The organism is Lachnospira sp. CLA-JM-H23 (assembly GCF_040096425.1).
GTDB lineage: Bacteria > Bacillota > Clostridia > Lachnospirales > Lachnospiraceae > Lachnospira > Lachnospira rogosae.
The window spans coordinates 291,494-313,083 of the sequence record NZ_JBBMET010000002.1 but is presented as its reverse complement, the minus strand read 5'-3'; the positions used below and the strand labels follow the sequence as shown (position 1 = coordinate 313,083).

General features: G+C 35.5%; 17 protein-coding genes and 1 pseudogene. 13 read left to right on the top strand and 5 right to left on the bottom strand.

Annotated elements, in window-relative coordinates; genetic code table 11:
* Positions 1-183: 183 nt before the first annotated feature.
* The 3 genes from bilR to WMO42_RS03830 are packed head-to-tail and all read right to left on the bottom strand — an operon-like array spanning position 184 to position 4,304.
* The gene (gene bilR / locus WMO42_RS03840; RefSeq protein WP_349191593.1) at positions 184-2,118 is read right to left on the bottom strand and encodes a bilirubin reductase, long form; all 1,935 of its coding nucleotides are present in this window, start codon (positions 2,116-2,118) and stop codon (positions 184-186) included.
* A 29-nt stretch (positions 2,119-2,147) separates the two neighbouring features.
* A complete protein-coding gene (locus WMO42_RS03835) occupies positions 2,148-2,900 on the bottom strand; it encodes an alpha/beta fold hydrolase (RefSeq protein WP_055174630.1) in 753 nt (250 codons plus the stop codon).
* 24 nt (positions 2,901-2,924) lie between these two features.
* The gene (locus WMO42_RS03830) at positions 2,925-4,304 is read right to left on the bottom strand and encodes an MFS transporter (protein ID WP_349191592.1); all 1,380 of its coding nucleotides are present in this window, start codon (positions 4,302-4,304) and stop codon (positions 2,925-2,927) included.
* Positions 4,305-4,496: 192 nt separating this feature from the next.
* Between WMO42_RS03830 and WMO42_RS03825 the strand changes: the two genes are divergently transcribed.
* Positions 4,497-5,318, top strand: coding sequence for an AraC family transcriptional regulator (locus tag WMO42_RS03825; protein WP_349191591.1), 822 nt, complete (start codon positions 4,497-4,499; stop codon positions 5,316-5,318).
* Positions 5,319-5,433: 115 nt separating this feature from the next.
* Here the strand turns inward: WMO42_RS03825 and WMO42_RS03820 are convergent.
* A pseudogene (locus WMO42_RS03820) lies at positions 5,434-5,942 on the bottom strand (IS5/IS1182 family transposase); the annotation flags it as partial.
* Positions 5,943-6,099: 157 nt separating this feature from the next.
* On the bottom strand, positions 6,100-7,395 hold the full coding sequence (locus WMO42_RS03815; RefSeq protein ID WP_022501836.1) for a glycosyltransferase family 2 protein: 1,296 nt from the start codon (positions 7,393-7,395) through the stop codon (positions 6,100-6,102).
* Between the two features lie 215 nt (positions 7,396-7,610).
* Here WMO42_RS03815 and WMO42_RS03810 point away from each other — a divergent pair, with 215 nt between their 5' ends.
* From WMO42_RS03810 to WMO42_RS03755, 12 genes are all read left to right on the top strand, one after another.
* The gene (locus WMO42_RS03810) at positions 7,611-8,918 is read left to right on the top strand and encodes an ATP-binding protein (RefSeq protein ID WP_022501835.1); all 1,308 of its coding nucleotides are present in this window, start codon (positions 7,611-7,613) and stop codon (positions 8,916-8,918) included.
* Positions 8,919-9,027: 109 nt separating this feature from the next.
* Entirely contained in the window at positions 9,028-9,651 is a 624-nt protein-coding gene (ruvA, locus tag WMO42_RS03805) for a Holliday junction branch migration protein RuvA (RefSeq protein WP_022501834.1), read from the top strand.
* 98 nt (positions 9,652-9,749) lie between these two features.
* On the top strand, positions 9,750-10,748 hold the full coding sequence (ruvB, locus tag WMO42_RS03800) for a Holliday junction branch migration DNA helicase RuvB (RefSeq protein WP_055174640.1): 999 nt from the start codon (positions 9,750-9,752) through the stop codon (positions 10,746-10,748).
* Positions 10,749-10,798: 50 nt separating this feature from the next.
* The gene (locus WMO42_RS03795) at positions 10,799-11,206 is read left to right on the top strand and encodes a cell division protein ZapA (RefSeq protein ID WP_022501832.1); all 408 of its coding nucleotides are present in this window, start codon (positions 10,799-10,801) and stop codon (positions 11,204-11,206) included.
* Positions 11,207-11,289: 83 nt separating this feature from the next.
* On the top strand, positions 11,290-13,812 hold the full coding sequence (locus WMO42_RS03790; protein ID WP_349191590.1) for a U32 family peptidase: 2,523 nt from the start codon (positions 11,290-11,292) through the stop codon (positions 13,810-13,812).
* Between the two features lie 2 nt (positions 13,813-13,814).
* Positions 13,815-15,194 (top strand): FtsW/RodA/SpoVE family cell cycle protein, encoded by a 1,380-nt coding sequence (locus tag WMO42_RS03785; protein ID WP_349191588.1) that lies wholly within the window; start codon positions 13,815-13,817, stop codon positions 15,192-15,194.
* Entirely contained in the window at positions 15,118-16,635 is a 1,518-nt protein-coding gene (locus tag WMO42_RS03780; protein WP_318255807.1) for a penicillin-binding transpeptidase domain-containing protein, read from the top strand. The genes WMO42_RS03785 and WMO42_RS03780 overlap by 77 nt, the downstream gene beginning before the upstream one ends.
* A 148-nt stretch (positions 16,636-16,783) precedes the next feature.
* The gene (locus tag WMO42_RS03775; RefSeq protein WP_022501828.1) at positions 16,784-17,218 is read left to right on the top strand and encodes an NUDIX hydrolase; all 435 of its coding nucleotides are present in this window, start codon (positions 16,784-16,786) and stop codon (positions 17,216-17,218) included.
* Positions 17,219-17,221: 3 nt separating this feature from the next.
* On the top strand, positions 17,222-18,166 hold the full coding sequence (locus WMO42_RS03770) for a lytic transglycosylase domain-containing protein (RefSeq protein WP_349191586.1): 945 nt from the start codon (positions 17,222-17,224) through the stop codon (positions 18,164-18,166).
* Between the two features lie 93 nt (positions 18,167-18,259).
* Entirely contained in the window at positions 18,260-18,583 is a 324-nt protein-coding gene (locus tag WMO42_RS03765) for a leucine-rich repeat protein (RefSeq protein WP_349191585.1), read from the top strand.
* A 254-nt stretch (positions 18,584-18,837) separates the two neighbouring features.
* The gene (locus WMO42_RS03760; protein WP_022501825.1) at positions 18,838-20,118 is read left to right on the top strand and encodes a diaminopimelate decarboxylase; all 1,281 of its coding nucleotides are present in this window, start codon (positions 18,838-18,840) and stop codon (positions 20,116-20,118) included.
* 34 nt (positions 20,119-20,152) lie between these two features.
* The gene (locus WMO42_RS03755; protein ID WP_022501824.1) at positions 20,153-21,553 is read left to right on the top strand and encodes a hypothetical protein; all 1,401 of its coding nucleotides are present in this window, start codon (positions 20,153-20,155) and stop codon (positions 21,551-21,553) included.
* Positions 21,554-21,590: the final 37 nt, after the last annotated feature.

Sequence of the window (21,590 nt, the reverse complement as noted above, 5' to 3'; positions counted from 1 at the left end):
AACGTATAATCTTTTTGTAATTTATTATGTAGTAGTATGCTAATATTTTACCATAAATCCCAGGGTTTTCGAAGCCTGGGATTTATTTTTTTTAGATTATATACCACATTAACATAAAAAAAGGGGCATCGCACTAATTTCTTAGTGCGACAGCCCCTTTGTGGTAATAGGGTAATTAATAATTTATATTTCACATGCTACATCATATGCTGATTTAATAGCATGTTCAATATTACTTGGACGTTCTCCAGCACAATCACCAATATAGTGAAGTGGAAGAGGACAATCAGAAAGCTCTGGAAGGTTCTTTCTTGCACCAACAGCCATTACAACAAAGTCTGAAGCAATTTCTTCTGTTGATGTATTGTCGTCTATTGTTTTTTCAACAACTACAGAATCATCTTTAATTTCTGATAATTTTGCAGATGTTACTATTTGAACATTATAATGCTCTAATTCCCTCATTAAAGTAGGTAAAATAGTGTTACTTTCTTCTTTTGCAATCTGATCCATCATTTCAATAATTGTAACCTTACATCCGCGTGAAGCCAGATATTCAGCGGTTTCAACACCTACAAGACCACCACCGATTACAGAAACATTACCGAATACGATTTCTTTCTTGGCAAGTACATCCCATGCACTTGCTACAGTTGGAAGATCTTTGCCAGGAACAGGGATTATTGCATTGTTTGCTCCTGTTGCCACAATTACTTCATCGAATGAATTATAATCTTGGGATGTGAATTCCTGACCAAGCCTGAATGTTACATCTAATTCAGGAAGTACATTTGTATAATAATTAATGCTTCTCATCATTTCTTCTTTTCTTGGAGGTACACTAGCAATAAGTAACTGACCACCAATCTGAAGTGATTTCTCAAAAATGGTTACACTATGACCTCTTAATGCAGCAACACGTGCAGCTTCAAGTCCAGCAATACCAGCACCAATAATAGCTATTTTCTTTGATGATGCTGCAGGAGTTATATGTCGTGTTGCTTCGTAACCGTTTTCAGCATTAAGTACACAACTTAAGAAAGCACGATTCTGAATATTATCTGTACATCCTTTATTACACATCATACATGTTCTGACATTACAGCAATGTCCATCTGCACATTTGTTTGCAAAGTCAGGGTCTGTGAGAAGAGAACGACCTAATCCAATAATATCAGCAGAACCATTTGTAATAACTGCTTCAGCAGCTTCTGGTGTAACGATACGGCCTACTACAGATACAGGAATAGATACAAACTCTTTGATTTTTTTAGAATAAGAAACCATAAATCCGTATGGCTGTGTTCCCATGGCAGGGATTGTATCACCCATATTTCCAGTATGGTTAGCCTGTGCAACATGTAATGTGTCAACACCGCAAGCTTCTAATTCTTTAGCAAAAATGCAAGCTTCATCAAGTGGAAGACCACCTTTTCCTCTAAAACTATTTTCTCCAAGAGGAGTAACTATAGGAAGCTTGTAGTCGATAACCATGTCAGGTACGATTGTTTTTAATCTTTTTACGAGTGTTAATGCAAAACGTGTACGATTAGCCAGGTCACCGCCATATTCATCAGTTCTATGATTTAAAATAGGAGAGCAAAGAGAACCAACAAGACGGTCTCCATGTACTTCAATACAATCAACACCAGCTTCGTGTGCTAAGATAGCACAGTTTTCCATATGCTTTATTATTTCATCAAGCTCTTCTGCAGTAACTTCATTTACAAAGTGCTGCATATCATGGTGAAGTTTAGCTCTTGCTTCCTGCATTTTGCCCTGATGAAACATATCGTTTAAAGCTTTAACATTGTAGTCAGGATGGAATAACTGAATTCCAAGTTTTGCGCCATTTTCATGACATGCGTCAGCAAGTCTTTTGAAGCTTTGAACCTGCTCAGGTGAATAAAGCTTTGGTGTAGGAGAGAATGTTGGAAGTGGTGCAACATCTCCAATTACTATATATCCGACACCGCCTTTTGCGAGACGCTCGTAAAAACGAAAACTTTGTTCTCCAATTGAACCATCTTTTTCCTCATATCCTGTTGTAAGTGGTGGGAACATAATACGGTTTTTAAACTCAATATTTCCAACTTTTATAGGCTCTAATAATTTCATTGTTCATACTTCCTTTCAAATTGAATATACTATTTAAGTGGTGTTAAAAACTCTAACATTAATTTGTCTAATTCTGCTCTTGCAAAAGCACTGGCAAAATTGTGGTTAGCGCCTTCAATTGTTTTATAATTGCATTTTCCATTGTAAAGTGACTCATATCTATGGCATGTTGCATCATCTACCAAATCATCTGCAGTTCCTCTTATAAGGAGGACTGGTCCGTTGTATCCTTCTGCTGACGAGAATGGCTCATAATTAAATAAATCATGATTAAAAGATGTTGGGAAAGTGAGTCCTTCAATATCGGCCTTGGTGATCCCCTTAGCTTCCATGGCTTCAGCACGATCCTTACATCCAAACCACATTCCAGCACCTGGACACATAAGTATGAGAGCATAAGGATTAACAATAGGAGCGGCAGTAGCAGCTGCGTATCCTCCCATACTCTGACCAGATAAGATAATCTTATCTGGATTGGCAAAATCTTGTGTTTTAGTCCAGTTTATAATATCCTCGATATCGTGTAGGATACCTGTAAAGGTCATGTCCTCGAATTCACCATCACTTTCACCATTTCCGTATAAATCAAAACGGACACTGGCAAATCCATGTTCAGCTAATAATCTGGCTGTGTGCGTATAAATACTTTTGTAACCGCTTTTATTCCCTGTAAAGCCATGTACATTTACAATAGCAGGAAATCTTGTGCCATCTTCTGGAATGTTAACTATTCCGCGTAAGATGTGTCCATCACGGTTTGTGATTTCTACTTGTTTTGTCAATTTAAAATACCTCCATTTCTAATTTTATTCTGCAGTAGTAGCATTTCGCTTGTCAGCTAAATCCTGTAACATTTCAGCTGTTTTCTCTTTTGTAAGAGGGTAGATAAATTTTAATACCAGAACAGCTAATAAATATCCTACAACATATAAACCTGTATATGTTTTCCAAAGATGTCCTGAGAATGCTTCATTCTGGACAGCTTCATTAACCTGGAATCCAGCAATTGCAAGTGCAAAACTACTCATACTTCCTGATACAGCATTAGCAAGTTTACGGAAGAATGTATATGCCGAATATACAATTCCTTCATTACGTTTTCCTGTCTGAAGTTCTTGATAATCAATTGCATCATTTACAAGTGCCCAAACTAATACTTGGAAACCACTTACTCCAAGATAGCAGATTCCGTTGATGATAATAAAGAGCAAAGGATTTTCAAGTGGGAAGAAGAATAAAATAGCATAAACAACAACTGAGAAAGTTGCACTGTACATGATCCATTCTTTCTTTCCAAATTTCTTAGCAACAAATTTTGTGCCTACGAATGCAATAAGTGACCAGAGTACACTTAACATACCTGAAACTGCCATGATGGCAACATTTCCAAAATAATCGCGGAATAAATAAGTATTTAATCCGTTAACCATACCTGCTCCAACAATACCGATAAAGCTTGATAACATAACTCCGAGTAATGCTTTGTTTTTAGTAATATCTTTAATTACCTGGAAGTAGTTAAACTTTTCTTTTTTCTCAACAACTGGCTCTCTAATAATACGCTCTTTACACCAATGAGATGTAAACATAAGACAGATTAATCCAAAAACTGCACAGATTGCTGACATAATAAGGAAATGGCTAGGTACTGGCTGGTTATCTTTATATAAGAATAATGGTCCAACAATAACGATAACTGTCATAAAAATTGTACCGCCAAGACTTCTGAAACGAGAAAGGTCAGTACGTTGGTTAACATCATCAGTCATTACACTTGAAAGACTACCAAATGGAACGTTGACACATGTGTACATAATTTCGTAAACAATATATGTAATGAACATATAAGCAATACGTGCACCATAAGCGAAATTGCTTACGTTAACAAATCCTAATATACAGAGTACTGCAGTTGGAAAAGCAAAGAATTTAATCCAAGGAATAAATTTTCCTTTTCCTTTGTTTTTGTGGCTATCAACAAGTGCACCAATTAAAGGGTCATTTATAGCATCCCAAAACTTTGTAACAAGCATAAGGATTCCTACGTGTACTGGATTAACTTTTAATACCAGTGTATAAAAAATAGCAAGATACATGGCACGGAACTGCTCAGTACAGCAACATCCCAAATCGCCAAGAGTGTAACCAATTTTGTCCTTCATGGAAAAAGGTCTTGTTTCTTTCATGATAATTTACCTCCAAACATTTATATTGTTTTAGTAGCTACAATCTTATTATATTGGGGTTATGCTGATATCCATATACAAATATTGCTTGCAAACTACGAAAAATTGATATATTGTATATTTTGACGAAATGAACAAAAAATATAATAGGAAAGTGTACAAAATAGACATATGAAAAAGCAAGGCTACAAAATGGAATATTTGAAAATATTGGATAGTGCCCAGCGAAGCTTTGGGCAAAAGGAGAGCTATACAATTGTATTTATAGCTGGTGGGATAGGGTATATGCACCAGGAGGACGATAATATTGTATGTACTATGGAGGATTTGATATTTATTAAGCCAGGTAATAAAGTAAAGCTTGAATATCGTAAAAATAAGTATCCTCTTGAAGTTTATGTTCTTTATATAGGTGGAGAACTTTTAAGGAAATTGTCAGATGAAGAAACAAGACTTGATGAAGCGTTTGATTTTGTTCCGTATCAAGTTAAGATTGTTCATTCTGAGACTGAATCGGCTATGCTTATAAAGAATATATCAAAAAAGCTCTATTCGATGAATAATGAGCCGCCTAAATTTGCCCACTCATTATACGAGAAAAGCCTATTAACTATGATTCTTGTACTTGCACTTCGCTCATCTGTTCAGGATGATGTACAGATCAAGACGAAGAAGAAAAAACACGTTGTAATGGATGATATTTTTATTTATATCAGAGAACATTTGACAGAAGATATCTCGTTGGAGCGCTTGGAAAAAGAATTTTATATAAGCCGTTATCATATAGTAAGAGAGTTTAAAAAATTGACAGGTGAGACACCTCATTCATACATTGTAAAGAGCAAACTTGATTTATGCCGCCATTATATAGAGCAGGGGAAAAGTATTCATGAGGTATATGAGCTTGGTGGATTTGGAGGGTATAATCATTTTTTTAGAGCATTTAAGAAAGAATATGGTGTTACTCCAATGCAATATTACAAAGATTTAAAGATTGACAGGAATGAAAAGTAATGATTGTGTTTGTAGAATAAAGCAAATAAGGGGCTGTCGCTTTAACGATTGAAAATCGTTAGGGTACCAGCCTCTTTTTCCTATAAAAATACGATTTTTAAGTTACTATTTATTATTGAGTGTATTCTTTAAGTTTAGAAAGAGCTTCTTCTAATGCTTCAATACTTTTTTGTAATGGTGTTTTTCTTTTGCCTATACCATGCACGAATGTGATATTTCCAGCATTTTTGAGAGCATACAGCTTCTTGCGTAGTCTCTTTAAATGTTTGATTTTTATTACATTTCCATAAACTATTTTTATGTCATAGAGTTGTTCACATTCAGCTACAAAATCAGCTAATTTAATTAACAGTTTTGCCTGATTTTTTGTAACGGCTTTTTTCCACACGAAAGTATATTTATTGGCATTTGCCTCAATCTTGAAACTTCTGCGAGAATACGCTTAGAACAAGGGGCAAAATGAATGCTTCTGAATCGTGCAAGTGTTGCATGGTCAGGTGCAGAATGCCCTTCTAAAAGAAACATGAAATTGATATCTCTTTTGCAGTTTTCGAGTGGAAGTTTTAGTTGATATCCACTCTGATTTAAAGTATAATCTTTTTGTAATTTATTATGTAATAGCATACTAATATTTTACTATAAATCCCAGGTCTTTCGAAGCCTGGGATTTATTTTTTTAGATTATATACCGCCTTAACATAAAAGAAGGGGCATCGCACTAATTTCTTAGTGCGACAGCCCCTTTTTTTATATCATTATTTAGTTTAAATTCTTAATAGAATTACTGCTTATACTGTGTCATTGATAAATCATCAATAGTCTTAACAACAGTATGAGGAATTGGCTTCCATTCAACCTTCTTAAATAACGCTACAATTGAGATTGGAATATATGTAGCTATAAAGAGAGGAAAAGAGAAAAGATACATAATCTTCTTTCTTGCAGGTGCAAGAATCTTCTTCCACTCAGTTATTAAAGTTATAAGTCCTATTACTAAAAGCATCATATAGAAATTAAAGAAACCAAGTAAAATAGCCTGAACAGTTGGACCAGCAATCTGCTTGAATAATGTAGGATTAAGACCACCACATAATAATATTATTACATTAAGAAGTATTGTTCCAAGTGTAAATAAAGTAGCAGGTGCAAGTGTCATTATCATATCATAGCAGGATACGAACATTCTCTTTTCCTTGAACATTGTCCTGAATAAGTCTCTGCCATACTTAAATAATACCTGATAGAAGCCTTTTGTCCAACGCATACGCTGATTCCAAGACTGTTTAAATGTTGTTGGCTGTTCATCATAGAACATAGCATCTTCGCAATAACCAACCTTTTCGCCATCAAGAATATTAGTTACAGTAAATTCAATATCCTCTGTTAAAAGATTGCATTTCCAGCCGTGGTTCTTCTTGATAATAGAGCTGTCTACAAGATAGCCAGTTCCGGATACAGCACAGCTTGTCTTAATCATCATTCGTGGGTTGTTAAGATATTTAGCTTCTCTTATAAACCATAAAGAATAACCGGCTGTAATCCAGTTAGTGTCATAATTCTTAGAGTTACGATAGCTTGTGACAACTTTGTACCCACTGTCGAATACTTTGTTCATCTCTCTGACGTAATTGACATCGATAATATTATCTGCATCGAATACGAAATAACCGTCATAACAAGTGTAATCACCGCGTTCTTCACATATCTTATTAAAGACATAGTCCATAGCATAGCCTTTACCAATAAGTATATTGTTGAAACGCTCATAAACAATGGCACCGTGTTGTCTTGAAATCTCCGCAGTATTATCAGTACAGTTATCAGCTACTACGATAACATCAATAAGCTCTGAAGGATAATTCTGGTTCTTAATACTGTCAATTAAATTGCCGATAACGGCATTTTCATTACGTGCGGCAATAATAAATGCGTATTTGTGAAGTGTCTTAGCTTCGGTGTTGTAATTCTTTTTTTTCTTTTTACCAAGCAATGCGATAATAACGTATATTCCCTGATAACAATAGAAGATGGTCAATACAATATACACAAATGCGTTGATATCTGATACGATTTTCATTTGAAATCCTCACTAATCATTAAAAAATAAAAGTCTGTTAAAACTTTTACAAACTTTTGCAAAGTTCTTTACAGATTATATCATTAGTTCGTTAGCTGTCAATAGTTAATCGAACTAATATTTCTAAAAAAAGTGACAAAATTCGCTCTCAATGTGATATTATATGTGTTATTATATAAAAGTTACATATACACATTGGCGAAAGGAATACTAAAATGTATAAAGAAATATCTCAATTAATTATGTATGGAAATCTCGATAACAGTTCTATTTTATCATCAATGGCAGATATATTCAATCGTTTTGATAACAAATTATCATCAAAAGAAGAGCTGGTTACAGATATATATACTCAGGTAAAAAGAATTTTAGAAGTTGCAACAGATTATGGTTTCGATAAGAATTTATGGCAGAATTATCTTACATATTTTCTTATTACTAATGAGAATCCATTCAGCATTACCTGTGAAAAGGTAGGAGCTAATGACGGAAGTGTTAATGTATTTGCAAAGAATGACTTTAAAGTATTCTACAATCTTTTCCATTATGATTTTTCATTTATAGAGAAAGAACTCGGCATTGACTGTTTCTCTATAATCTCTGATTATAAGGCAATCGTTAAGAAGGAGCTGATGTATAATAAAAATGTAAGTGAAAAGGTTCAGGCATTAAGCGAAAAGCTTGCCAAAGCTGCTAATGCAGATGAATTCTTTGATATAGTTACAGAATTCTATAAAGCATATGGCGTAGGTATGTTCGGACTTAACAAGGCGTTCAGAATATCTGCAACAGAGAATGGAAAGCTTACATTTAACCCTATTAATAATATGGATAAGGTTGTATTAGATGATCTTATTGGATATGAGATACAAAAAAAGAAGCTTGTTGAGAATACAGAGAACTTTGTTCAGGGCAGAAAAGCCAATAATGCTCTTTTATTTGGTGACAGCGGAACTGGTAAGTCTACAAGTATCAAGGCTATCGTTAATGAATATTATGACCAGGGCTTAAGAATGATAGAGATATATAAGCATCAGTTTAAGGATTTATCAAATGTAATAGCGGCCATTAAGAACAGAAACTACAAGTTCATTATATATATGGATGATTTATCATTTGAAGAATTTGAGATTGAGTACAAGTTCTTAAAGGCAGTCATTGAGGGTGGCGTTGAAACTAAGCCTGACAATATTCTTATATATGCGACATCTAACAGAAGACATCTTATCAAAGAAACATGGAACGACAGAAATGATATGGAATCTTCTAACGGACTTCACAGATCAGATACGATTGAAGAAAAGATGTCGCTTGTTAATAGATTTGGGTGTCAGATAAGCTATTCTAAACCATCTAATAAGGAATATTATAATATTGTAATAGGACTTGCCAAGAAAAATGGACTTGATATGTCAGAAGAAGAACTTATGGCTGAGGCTAATAAGTGGGAATTAAGCCACGGAGGCATATCAGGAAGAACCGCACAGCAGTTTATTAACCATTGTCTTGGAATGCGGAAGTAATATTTATTTGTAAAATAATGATATTATAAAACAGCATTTTGAAAAATAGGATAAAAACAACAAAATAAAATCATAAATAGTATTTTAAATATAAGAGCGGAGAGTAATAATGTATTCATATATAATAGGTGAATTTGTTGAGATGACACCAGAAGGGATAGTTATAGAGAATAATGGGATTGGCTATGACATTAAGACATCGTCCCTTACAGCTGAAAATATACCTAAATCGGGTGAATTTGTAAAGGTGTATACATATCTGCACGTAAGAGAAGACGATATGAGCCTGTATGGATTTCTTACAAGAGATGAACTTAACGTATTTAAATTATTAATAAATGTCAACGGAATAGGTCCTAAGGGGGCACTTGGAATATTATCAGCAATCAGCACAGATGATTTAAGATTTGCAGTACTGTCAGATGATGTTAATCTTATAAAGAGCTGTCCGGGTGTTGGTGCTAAGACAGCACAGAGGCTTATTATTGAACTTAAGGATAAGTTAAAGGTTGAGGAAGCCTTTGAGATGGCACTTAATAACAGAAATAAGGCAAATGCGGCAGCAGAGCAGGATAATTCTATTATTGTTATGAATGATGCTGTTGAGGCGCTTGTATCACTTGGCTATAGCAGTAAGGATGCGATTAAGGCTGTTAAGAAGGTTGATGATATTGATAAGAAGAATTCAGAGGCAATACTTAAGGAGGCTCTTAAAAGCCTTGCAACTTTATAGGTAAAATAAAAGAATATTTGAATATAAGAGAGCATTTGATTATAAAATAGTGCTTAGTTATAAAAAGGGTATTTAATTATGAGGAGGTGAAATACAACGTGGAAAAAAGAATAATATCCACAGAAATCCTTACGGAAGATGCAAAGATAGAGAATTCGTTAAGACCATTAAAGCTTGATGATTATGTAGGACAGGAAAAGGTTAAAAGAAACCTTAAAGTATATATAAAGGCAGCAAAGGAGAGAGGAGATTCATTAGACCATGTCTTATTTTATGGACCTCCTGGACTTGGTAAGACAACACTTGCTGGAATTATAGCTAATGAAATGGGCGTTAATATAAAGGTAACTTCTGGTCCGGCTATAGAGAAACCTGGAGAAATGGCGGCAATACTCAATAATCTTAGTGAGGGAGATATATTGTTCGTTGATGAGATACACAGACTTAACAGACAGGTTGAGGAAGTACTGTATCCAGCAATGGAAGATTATGAGATTGATATAATGATTGGAAAAGGTGCTACTGCAAGGTCGATAAGACTTGACCTTCCGCATTTTACACTTGTTGGTGCAACGACAAGAGCAGGACTTTTATCTGCACCTTTAAGAGATAGATTTGGAGTTGTTAATCATCTTGAATTCTATAATTGTGATGAATTAAAGAAGATTATAGTAAGGTCAGCAGAGGTTCTTGGTGTTGATATTGATGATGATGGTGCATATGAGCTTGCAAGAAGATCAAGGGGAACACCACGACTTGCTAACAGATTATTAAAGAGGGTAAGGGATTTTGCACAGGTAAAATATGACGGTAATATAACTAAAGATGTTGCTGATTATGCACTTGACCTTTTAGATGTTGACAGGGACGGACTTGATAGGAATGACAGGCTTATTCTTTCTACAATTGTAGAGAAATTTGACGGAGGACCTGTTGGAATAGAGACACTTGCGGCTTCTATTGGTGAAGATTCGGGAACGCTTGAAGATGTATATGAGCCATATCTTATACAGAATGATTATATTAACAGGACACCTAGAGGAAGAGTTGCAACAAAGAAAGCATATGATAATCTTGGTATTGAACTAAGAGAGTAGATATTGTATACTTACTATATATTATTGTTAAGCAGGTCAGGAGGATGCAGATGTCATCAAAGAATACAACAGAGGTAATCATAGGTGGAAAAGTATTTACTTTGGGAGGATATGAAAGTGAAGAATATCTTCAGAAGATAGCATCATATATTAATAATAAACTTGCTGAGTTCGGTAAAGACGAGAATTTTAGAAAGCAGTCAGCAGAGATAAGAGCTAATCTTATGTATCTTAATGTTGCCGATGATTATTTTAAGGCAAAGAAGCTTGGTGATGGTTTATCTTTAGAGATTGAGAATAAAGATAAGGAAATCTATGACCTTAAGCACGAACTTATTGCAGCACAGATAAAGTCTGAGTCTGCTGATAAGCAGATTGAGGAATTGAAGGGTAACATAGAGAAGCTTCAAAATACCATTGTAAAGCTTGAAACAGAACTTAATGATTCAAAGAAATAATTATATTTAGCGGGGCTGGGGACAATGTGCTACAGTCCCGATTTGATTAATAAGTATTATAGAATGAGGATAAATGATATATTATGGAATTAACACATGGTAACAACTACAACAGAATAGAAGTTCTTGCACCAGCAGGTTCTCTTGAAATATGTAAGGCTGTTATTAATGCAGGGGCAGATGCGGTGTATCTTGGAGGAGATATGTTCGGTGCAAGGGCATACGCAGGCAATCTTAATAATGAAGAGATGCTTGAAGCACTTGACTATGCACATAGAGCTGGGTGCAGAATATATCTTACAGTTAATACACTTCTTAAGCACAAAGAGATAGAAGGACAATTGATTTTATATATAAGACCATTTTATGAACACGGACTTGATGCGGTTATTGTTCAGGATTTAGGAGTTATGCGGCTTATAAAGAAGCATTTTCCAGATATGGACATACACGCAAGCACACAGATGACACAGACAGGCAGTCTTGGTGCTAAGCTTCTGTGGGATATGGGTGCAGAGCGTGTTGTCACTTCAAGAGAGATGACATTAACTGAGATTGCACAGCTTCATAATGATTGTCCGGATATGGAGATTGAAAGCTTTGTTCATGGTGCTATGTGTTATTGTTACTCGGGACAATGTCTTATGAGCAGTTTCAGAGGTGGAAGAAGCGGCAACAGGGGAAGATGTGCACAGCCCTGCAGGCTTTCTTATAAAGTATATGATAATGACAGTCAGATTAACGACAAAGATAATTCCTTTGCATTCAGTCCTAAAGATATGTGTGCCCTGTCTATACTTCCAGATATAATAGAAGCTGGTGTGTATTCGTTAAAGATAGAAGGAAGAATGAAAAATGTGACCTATGCCGCATATGCTACTTCTATATATAGGCATTATGTTGACGAGTACATTAAATATGGAAGAAAAGGCTATAAAATAACTAAGAAAGATATAGATAATCTATGTGATATATATAACCGAGGCTCTTTTACGACAGGGTTTTATAACAGCAAGAAGGGTAAGGAGATGATGTCGTATGAACGTCCTAATCATAGGGGGAGTGAAGCATTAAAGGTCGTTAGTAATGATAAGGGAAGGGTTACATTTAAAGCATTAAAGGATATCAATCCGCAGGATGTATTCGAGATTGACAAGGAACACAGCTTTGAGAGTGGCTCGTTTGTTAAGGCGGGTAATACTTTAGTGGTCAATCTTCCAAGAAAATATAATCTGTACAAGGACAGAATTATTAACAGAATGAAGAATTCTTCTCTTGAAAGACTTGTAAAAGAAAAGTATGTGCAGACAAGCTTTGAAAGAGATATTGATATGTATATGGAGGCTGTGAAAGGCTCACCATTAAGTCTTACCGCTGTGACTGGTCAATTCAGTGCAAGCATATCAGGCAGTGAGGTGACTAAAGCTTTAAAACAGCCAGCCGATTACGAAGATGTTAAGAGCAAGCTTATAATGACAGGTAACACCGGATATAAAGTGTCTGGCATAGAACTTCATATGGATAATGATGTGTTCTTATCGGTTGGAGAATTAAAGAAGCTAAGAAGAGAAGTTATAGCACAGCTTGATAATAATATATTAAGTTCATATTGCAGGACATATAAAGAGCCGGACGATAGTATAATAAATCCCTGCTGTATGACATATAACGAGCAGGATAATAGCATATTAAGTTCGGATTGTGATGCACATAATGAGTATCACAATAATTGCACAGGTATTGAAAGCCAATATAATGATGTGTCAGATAATGCTGGCAAGATGTTATGTACAGTATATTGTCATTCCTTTGATATTGTCAGCTCGGTGATTGATATAGTCAGCAGTCCTGATAATAAGCTTGATATTATAGTTGGAAGAATATATCTTGATTTTGGAATGTATTACAGCGACCGGCAGAGATTTATTAAAGTGTGTGAAAAAATTAACAAAATGGGAATTAAGCTGTTTATAGCACTTCCTTATATTCTTGAACAGAGCAGGGCAAGACAGCTTTCGGCTATGCTTGATGATATAGAACATAATACTGGAATAATAGATGGCTATCTTGTAAGAAATATTGAAGAAATCGGACTTATAGGAAGCAGAAAGTCTAAAGTTAAAGATATAATTACTGATACAGGACTGTATGTATTTAATAAGTATGCAGGTTATGAATTGAAAGATATTGCTGATAAGGCGGGGGTAAGGCTGCTATCCCACACACTTCCGCTTGAGCTTAATAATTCTGAGTTACAGGATACTCTGACTGCTGGAAGTGAGATTATTGTGTATGGAAAAATACCTGCTATGGTATCTAAATCGTGTGTTAGAAAGACTTATGGAATATGTGATAAGAAGTGTAGTACAACTCTTTTAAAGCAGGGTAGTGATGTAAGCTACATAGTTGAGAGCGTATGCAGTTATTGTTACACAGTGACGTGGGCAGGCACATTTGATTTAACAGAAGAACTTAAAAGAAATGACCTTGGTGTTAGGTCGTTAAGATTTGAGTTCATAGATGAAGATACTTTTACAATAAAGAAAGCTTTAAGCTTTGATGGGGTATCGCCATATAAGGGACATTTCTATAGAGGAGTCAATTAATTATGCAGACAGTTTGTTTGGAATTATCAAAATATGTACTTGCATTTCTTATGGCTTTCTATGCACTCGCGGCATACAGGGGTGCAGTAATAAGAAATGAAGATAAAAGAAAAAAGATATACCGGATACAGAATATTATAATGGTAATTGTACATTTTACTGGTTATCTTATAATGTATGTTGTGTATGATAATATGAATTATATATATCTGTATTTTGCACAGCTGGTATATCTTGGTGCAGTTATTATGCTTTATATGGTATTTTATCCTAAAGCATCAAGACTGCTTGTTAATAATATGTGTATGCTGATGGCGGTTGGCTTTGTTATGATAGCAAGATTAAGTTATACCAAATGCGTAAAGCAGTTTGCTATAGCGGTTGCGGGCACATTGCTTACACTTGCCATTCCGTGGCTGTTAAAGACGGTGAAAAGCTTCAGAAAAATGGGCTGGATATACTGTGGCACAGGACTTGTGCTTCTGCTGGCAGTTCTTCTTGGCAATAAGATATATGGAGCTAATCTTGTGCTTACCGTGGGACCTGTGTCAGTACAGCCGGCAGAATTTGTAAAGATATTATATGTAATGTTTGTAGCTTCGATGTTTAATAAAGCAACAACATTCAGACAGACTGCTGTAGTTACAGCATTTGCCGCACTTCATGTTATAATACTTGTGCTGTCAACAGATCTTGGAGCAGCACTTATATTTTTCGTGGTCTATATTGCTATGCTTTATATTGCAACAAAGAATGTGTTATATGCAGGTGCAGGTATTATGGGTGGAGGAGTTGCAGGTGTTATCGCATATAAGCTTTTCTCTCATGTAAGAAAAAGAGTTATAATATGGAAAGATCCGTGGAGCCATATTGATGATAGTGGTTATCAGGTATGCCAGTCGCTGTTTTCAATAGGAATGGGTTCGTGGTTTGGATATGGTTTTTGCCAGGGTATGCCGGATAAAATTCCTGTTGCAGAAAAGGATTTTATGTTCTCAGCTATTTCAGAGGAGTTTGGATTAATATTTGCTATATCGTTATTACTGGTATGCCTTAATAATCTTATACTTATGATGAACATTGCATCAAGATGTAAGACATTGTTTTACAGGCTTGTCGCAGTTGGACTTGGAGTTACATATGGCTTTCAGGTGTTCCTTACAGTTGGAGGAGCAATAAAGCTTATTCCGATGACTGGTGTAACACTGCCGTTCGTAAGTTATGGAGGAAGCTCTATAATAAGTTCGTTAGTGATGTTTGCACTGATTAATGGAATGTATAATATGAGACTTGATGAAAGCGAGTATGAAGATGACAGAAAAGGTAAAAATGCAAAAAAACAATCAACAGCAAAAACAACGCCGAAGAAACATCAGGCGTAAAGAAAAAGAAACGGATATTGTAGAAGGAAGTAAAAAAGGCCTTAGAAACAGGGAAACTAATATAATATCTTTTGTGTTTATAGGCTTATTTGCGATTATGATAGTATATCTTTGTGTATTTAATATCAAAGATGCCAAAGATGTTATTAACAATCCATATAATAAAAGAATAGATAATCAGGCTGATAAGGTTGTGAGAGGCGATATATATGCTTCTGATGGAACAGTGCTTGCAACGACTGATACGGCAGATGACGGTACAGAGACAAGAGTGTATCCACAGAAAAAGCTTTTTGGCCACGTCATAGGATATAATTCCAAGACGAAGATGGGAATTGAGTCAACAGAGAATTATTATCTGTTATCTGAGACAGATAATATATTTGATCAGATATCCAATGATTTAACAGGCGATAAGGCAAAGGGACATAATGTGTATACAACATTGGATACAACCTTGCAGAAGGCAGCATATAAGGCACTTGGCAGTAACAAAGGTGCTGTGATAGTTATGGAAAGTTCTACAGGAAAGATACTGGCAATGGTTTCCAAGCCTGATTTTGACCCTAATCTGGTAGATAAAGATTACGATAAATGGATTAATTATGATAGTTCTGAGTCGGTTCTTTTAAACAGGGCTACACAAGGATTGTATGCACCGGGTTCAACCTTTAAGATACTTACAACACTTGAGTATATAAGGGAAAATGGTACAGATAATTCATTTATGTATGTATGCGACGGAAGTGATTATGAGGAAGGTGGAACAACAATTCCATGTGCAGATGGAAAAGCACATGGAAAGCAAGATCTTGTAGATGCTTTTGCTAATTCCTGTAATTCAGCCTTTTCGCATATAGGTGCAGGACTTAAGCTGACCTCATTTAAGAATCTATGCACCTCATTTTTATTTAATAAGAATATACCGGTCGCATTTGAATATAATAAAAGTTCATTTGCACTGAGTGAGGAGTCAGGCATAAGTGAAGCACAGGAAACTGCAATTGGACAAGGAAAAACTATGATAAGTCCACTCCATAATCTTATGATAGCTGCAACAGTGGCTAATGATGGTACAATGATGACACCATATCTGGTTGACAGAATAGAAGATGCTTATGGCAGAGTAGTAAAACAGAATAAACCAACAGTTATTGACAAGCTTATGACAAGTGACGAAGCACAGTATCTTACAGAATGTATGGAAGAGGTTGTTGATTCAGGTACAGGCGGTTCAATGAGATGGTCATCATATAATGCTGCTGGTAAGACTGGCTCGGCACAATACGATAATAGTGATAATGTACATTCGTGGTTTGTTGGATTTGCTCCGGCAGAGACACCAGAGATTGTAGTAAGTGTTGTGCTTGAGGGTGGCTATTCAGGTGTATCAAGTGCACAGTATATAGCGAAGGCTGTATTTGATGCGTATTTTCAATAATATGTTAATATGTTTGGCAGGAGCTTATTTGTTGATGACGTCATATATATAAGAGATTGCGAAAAATGTCAGAAAACAGCACGCTATGTCAAACATTTAGCCTTGATAAAAAAATATCAGCATTGTATAATGGATTGGAGGAAACGATATGTCAGAAGCAGTAAGCTGTGGAGGAGTAGTAATATTCAGAGGCAAAGTTCTTGTATTATATAAGAATTTTATGAATTCACGAGATGGCTGGGTACTTCCAAAGGGGACAGTCGAAAAGGGAGAAACTTATGAACAGACAGCTGTGCGTGAAGTGAATGAGGAGGCAGGTGCTGATGTAAGAATAAGAGCTTACATTGGCAGTACGAATTATTCATTTAAGGCTGGACACAAGAATATCGATAAGATCGTTCACTGGTATCTGTGTGAATCCGACAGCTATGACTGTGTGCCTCAGAAAGAAGAATTTTTTTACGATGCAGGTTACTATAAGTATCACGAGGCGTATCATCTTCTGGAATATCCGAATGAGAAACAGATACTTTCAGATGCTTATACAATGTATAGACAATTAAGAAAAGAAGGAAACTGGTGAGTAATGGTAGTAGATTCAGTTAATATGTTAGATGGTAATGTATATCTTGTAAGTCAGGGAGATAATATTAAACCGGCTGGTGCAACTGATTTTGATAATGTAATTAACAACATAAGTTCAGGAAGCGAGTCATTAGATGATATATTTAATGAAGTATCCAATGAATATGGTGTCAATGTTAACCTGTTAAAGGCGGTTGCAAAGGCAGAGTCGGATTTTGATACAGAAGCAGTATCATATTGTGGGGCACAGGGAATTATGCAGCTTATGCCGACAACGGCAGAATCGTTAGGCGTTGAAGATCCATTTGATGCAAGACAGAATATTACAGGTGGAGCGAAGATGCTTGCGTATCTTTTAGATGATTACAATGGTAATGTTACACTTGCCCTTGCTGCATATAATGCTGGAAGTGGTTCTGTAAGCAAATATGGTGGAGTTCCTCCATATAAAGAGACATTAGGATATATAGACAGAATTAATGATATATTAGGTGGAGCACTTTCTTCCGATTCAACAACAATTGATGGAGCTGGTGCTACAGATCTTTCACAGAGTATATGTGTTGGCGATACAGGAATAATGGTTAATTCACAGAATAACAGCCAGCAGGGAGAGAATAACCAGGAGCTTTCAGCACTTAGAAACCAGATAACAGCTAATAAGTACAATATATCTGATGCAGTATTAAAGAGCCGTGCATCATCAGGAACAAGCAGTTCCAATGTGCTGTTCAGCTATGATGATTACAAATATGTAATTAATACATATAAAGCAATATTATCAAAGCTGTTAGCGGTATCATCGACTATTAATACAAGTGATGATAGTAATACATATAATACAGCATACAATAATTACAGTGATGATAACAGTGCTTTAGGATACTATAAGAATGGTCTGCTTAGCACAAGTCAGTCAGTCCTTAAAATGCTTAATATGAATTAAAGATTATAACCGGCATTAACACTGCTGGTTTAAATAGACAGCGAACATTGCCGCTTTGCAATTGATAGCAATGTAGAATGTGAGGGAAAGATTATGAACAATAAAAGAATTAAGGTTACATTATACAACAGAACATATAAAGAGATAGATATGAGTGACTTTACTTGTCTTCCAGAAGAATTATTTGCTAATAGAGATGACATTGTGGAGGTTGTGCTTCCGGAAGGTGTTAAGGTTATAAGCAACAATGCTTTTGAGAACTGCCAGAGGCTGGAGAAAGTAGAATTTCCATCGACACTTGAAAGAATTGAAAGTGAAGCATTGCTTAACTGCTTTAATCTTAAGAGTGCACAGTATGGCAAAGATGTAAAGATTGACCCTACATCATTTAAGGGATGTGCTAATCTTACATATTAATTTGTGGTTTTAATATTAATAATATGGCAGGAGCGGTATATATGGCGTGTGAGGGAGAGGCGCACAGCCAGCAGATTACAGCTTCCTGCCATTTTGTATTAAATCAGGACAATGATAAGTTAGAATAACCGTACTTGACGAATTGTCATAACTAATATACAATTCAACGTGGAAAAATATATAAATTACATTCAATGAAATCTGTTAAAAGTACAGACTTTAATACGTAACAGGAATGTGGAACGGAGAGTAAGATGAGCGAAAAGAAGACATTTGTAACATTAGAGCAACTTAAGGAGATTGATAAGACATATCCTACACCTTATCATCTTTATGATGAGAAGGGAATAAGAGATAATGCAAAGAGATTAAAAGAAGCATTTGCATGGAATAAAGGTTATAGAGAGTATTTCGCGGTAAAAGCTACCCCTAATCCATACATATTAAATATATTAAAGGAGTACGGCTGTGGAGTTGATTGTGCATCTGAGACAGAGCTTATGATGGCGTATGCACTTGATTATAAGCCGGGTGAGATTATGTTCTCATCTAATGATACACCAGCAGAAGAATATGCTTATGCCAATGAGATTGGTGCAACAATTAATCTTGATGATATTACACACATTGAATTCTTAGATAAAATACTTGATGGAAAGTTCCCGGAAACTATGAGTTGTAGATATAACCCTGGCGGATATTTCCAGCTTGGAACATCAATTATGGACAATCCGGGTGATGCCAAGTATGGTATGACACACGATCAGATTATTGAAGCCTTTAAGATATTAAAGAGCAAGGGTGTTAAGCATTTTGGCATACATTCATTCCTTGCAAGTAACACAGTTTCTAATGAATACTATCCAACACTTGCCAAGATTTTATTTGAGCTTGCTGTAGAACTTCGTGATAAGACAGGAGCTGATATTAAGTTTATTAACCTTTCTGGTGGAGTTGGTGTTGCATACAAGCCAGACCAGACACCTAATGATATTGCTGTTATCGGTGCTGGCGTTCATAAGGTATATGATGAAATTCTTACAGCAGCTGGTATGGGGGATGTTGCAATATATACAGAGCTTGGAAGATTTATGCTTGCACCTTATGGCTGTGTTGTAACAAAGGCTATCCACGAGAAGCACATTTATAAGGAGTATATTGGTGTTGATGCATGTGCAGTAAATCTTATGAGGCCAGCTATCTATGGTGCTTATCATCATATTACAGTAGCAGGTAAGGAAAATGAGCCTTGCGACCACAAGTATGATGTAACAGGTTCACTTTGTGAGAATAGTGATAAATTTGCAATTGACAGAATGCTGCCAAAGATTGATATGGGAGATTATCTCATTATTCACGATACTGGAGCACATGGTTATTCTATGGGGTACCAGTATAATGGTAAGTTAAGATCAGCAGAGCTTCTGCTTAAGGAAGATGGAAGTGTACAGATGATAAGAAGAGCAGAGACACCAAAAGATTATTTCGCAACATTTGATTTCTGCGATAAGCTTGATAAGCTTAATTTAAATTAATCATTGATTAAAATTAACGATTGGAAATAGGTATATGAAGAATTTAGGATATATTGCCAGTGAGATAACAAAGGGTAAGAATTTATCAGATAATCTTGTTAAATATGGAAAGGGATTGTCATCATTATATAATGGTCTTGCTTATATTAAGATGTCTATGAATTATTATACAATTCTTAATATGATTAAGGATAATGAGATAGATGATGAGCTGTTTCTTGAAATGTTCCAGGGTGTCAATGAGATAATAGAGATTTCTTCCATAGATTCAGCTGTTGCCAGTGAAGATGTTCTTACAGACAAGATTAGTTCGCTAAGAAACCGTCTTATAGCTATTATGGAAAGCATAACTGATTATGTTGACAAGTTTAAGATATACGAATATGTATTGAACAGAGTAGAATACCGCTTTAAGGATGATGAACTTGATGAGGAATACTATAATACATATATGACTAATGACATAATGCACTACATTTTATCTGATAAAGATAATGTATCTATCAATGGAAGAATATCTGAAATGGTTGGCCAGCTTCCGATAAGAATGTCAAAAGCAAGATTTTATGATCATATTAAAGATGCATTTACGCTGTATCACGGAGCACAGAAACAGACAATTGATGATTTCTATTATTCGTTAAGTACAAGTGCGATGTTAAAAGATGCTGATAAAGACTCAATGTTCTTTAAGGATATGAATGATTTCTATGTAACGTTAAAGAATGCAGATTATAAAAATCTTGACAGCAGTGAGTACACACGTTTAAGGGGTGCACTTGATATAGCTACAGAGAAGATGAACAATGCAGCTGATATATATGTGCTTCTTGCCCAGATAATTAATGATTTGTATACAATTATATTATCTGATAATAATACAATAGGGGATAATACAGAGGTAAATGTTGCTAAAGATATTATTCTTAAGTCTAAGAGCCTGTTTGAAGATGAGCAGGAGCTTGATGAGATAGCAGAACTCTTTACAGCTTTTGAGGGCAAACAGGAGCGTATATTAGAAACTGTAATGGCGGCTGATTTTGCAACACAGTATGCTGCTGCCAACCTTAATGATACATTAGATGAACTTGCACTGTCAGATATGTACAGCTCGCTTGAAGCAATCGGCAAGCTTCAGTCAGGAAGTGACTTTGTTGATATATCGCCTAAAGAATATTTTGATGAAATTCCTGATGATTCATATGCTGATATGGCGGCAGAAAAGCTTATTACAGAGCTTGATAGGTTATTTACAGACTGTCAGCAAAGTGTTAAAAGAGCAGTTATGGCGGCTGTATTATCAATGCTTCCAGTGTTCTTTAATAATACGGAAGAAATTCAGGATTATATCAACAGTTCATTAATACAGTGCAGTGATGAAGCTGAGAAGAAGGCTGTTGTTGAAGTAGTAAGAATGATTATTGCCGGACAATAAATGTATATTAAGCGGTCTTGTACTGCTTGGAAACGAG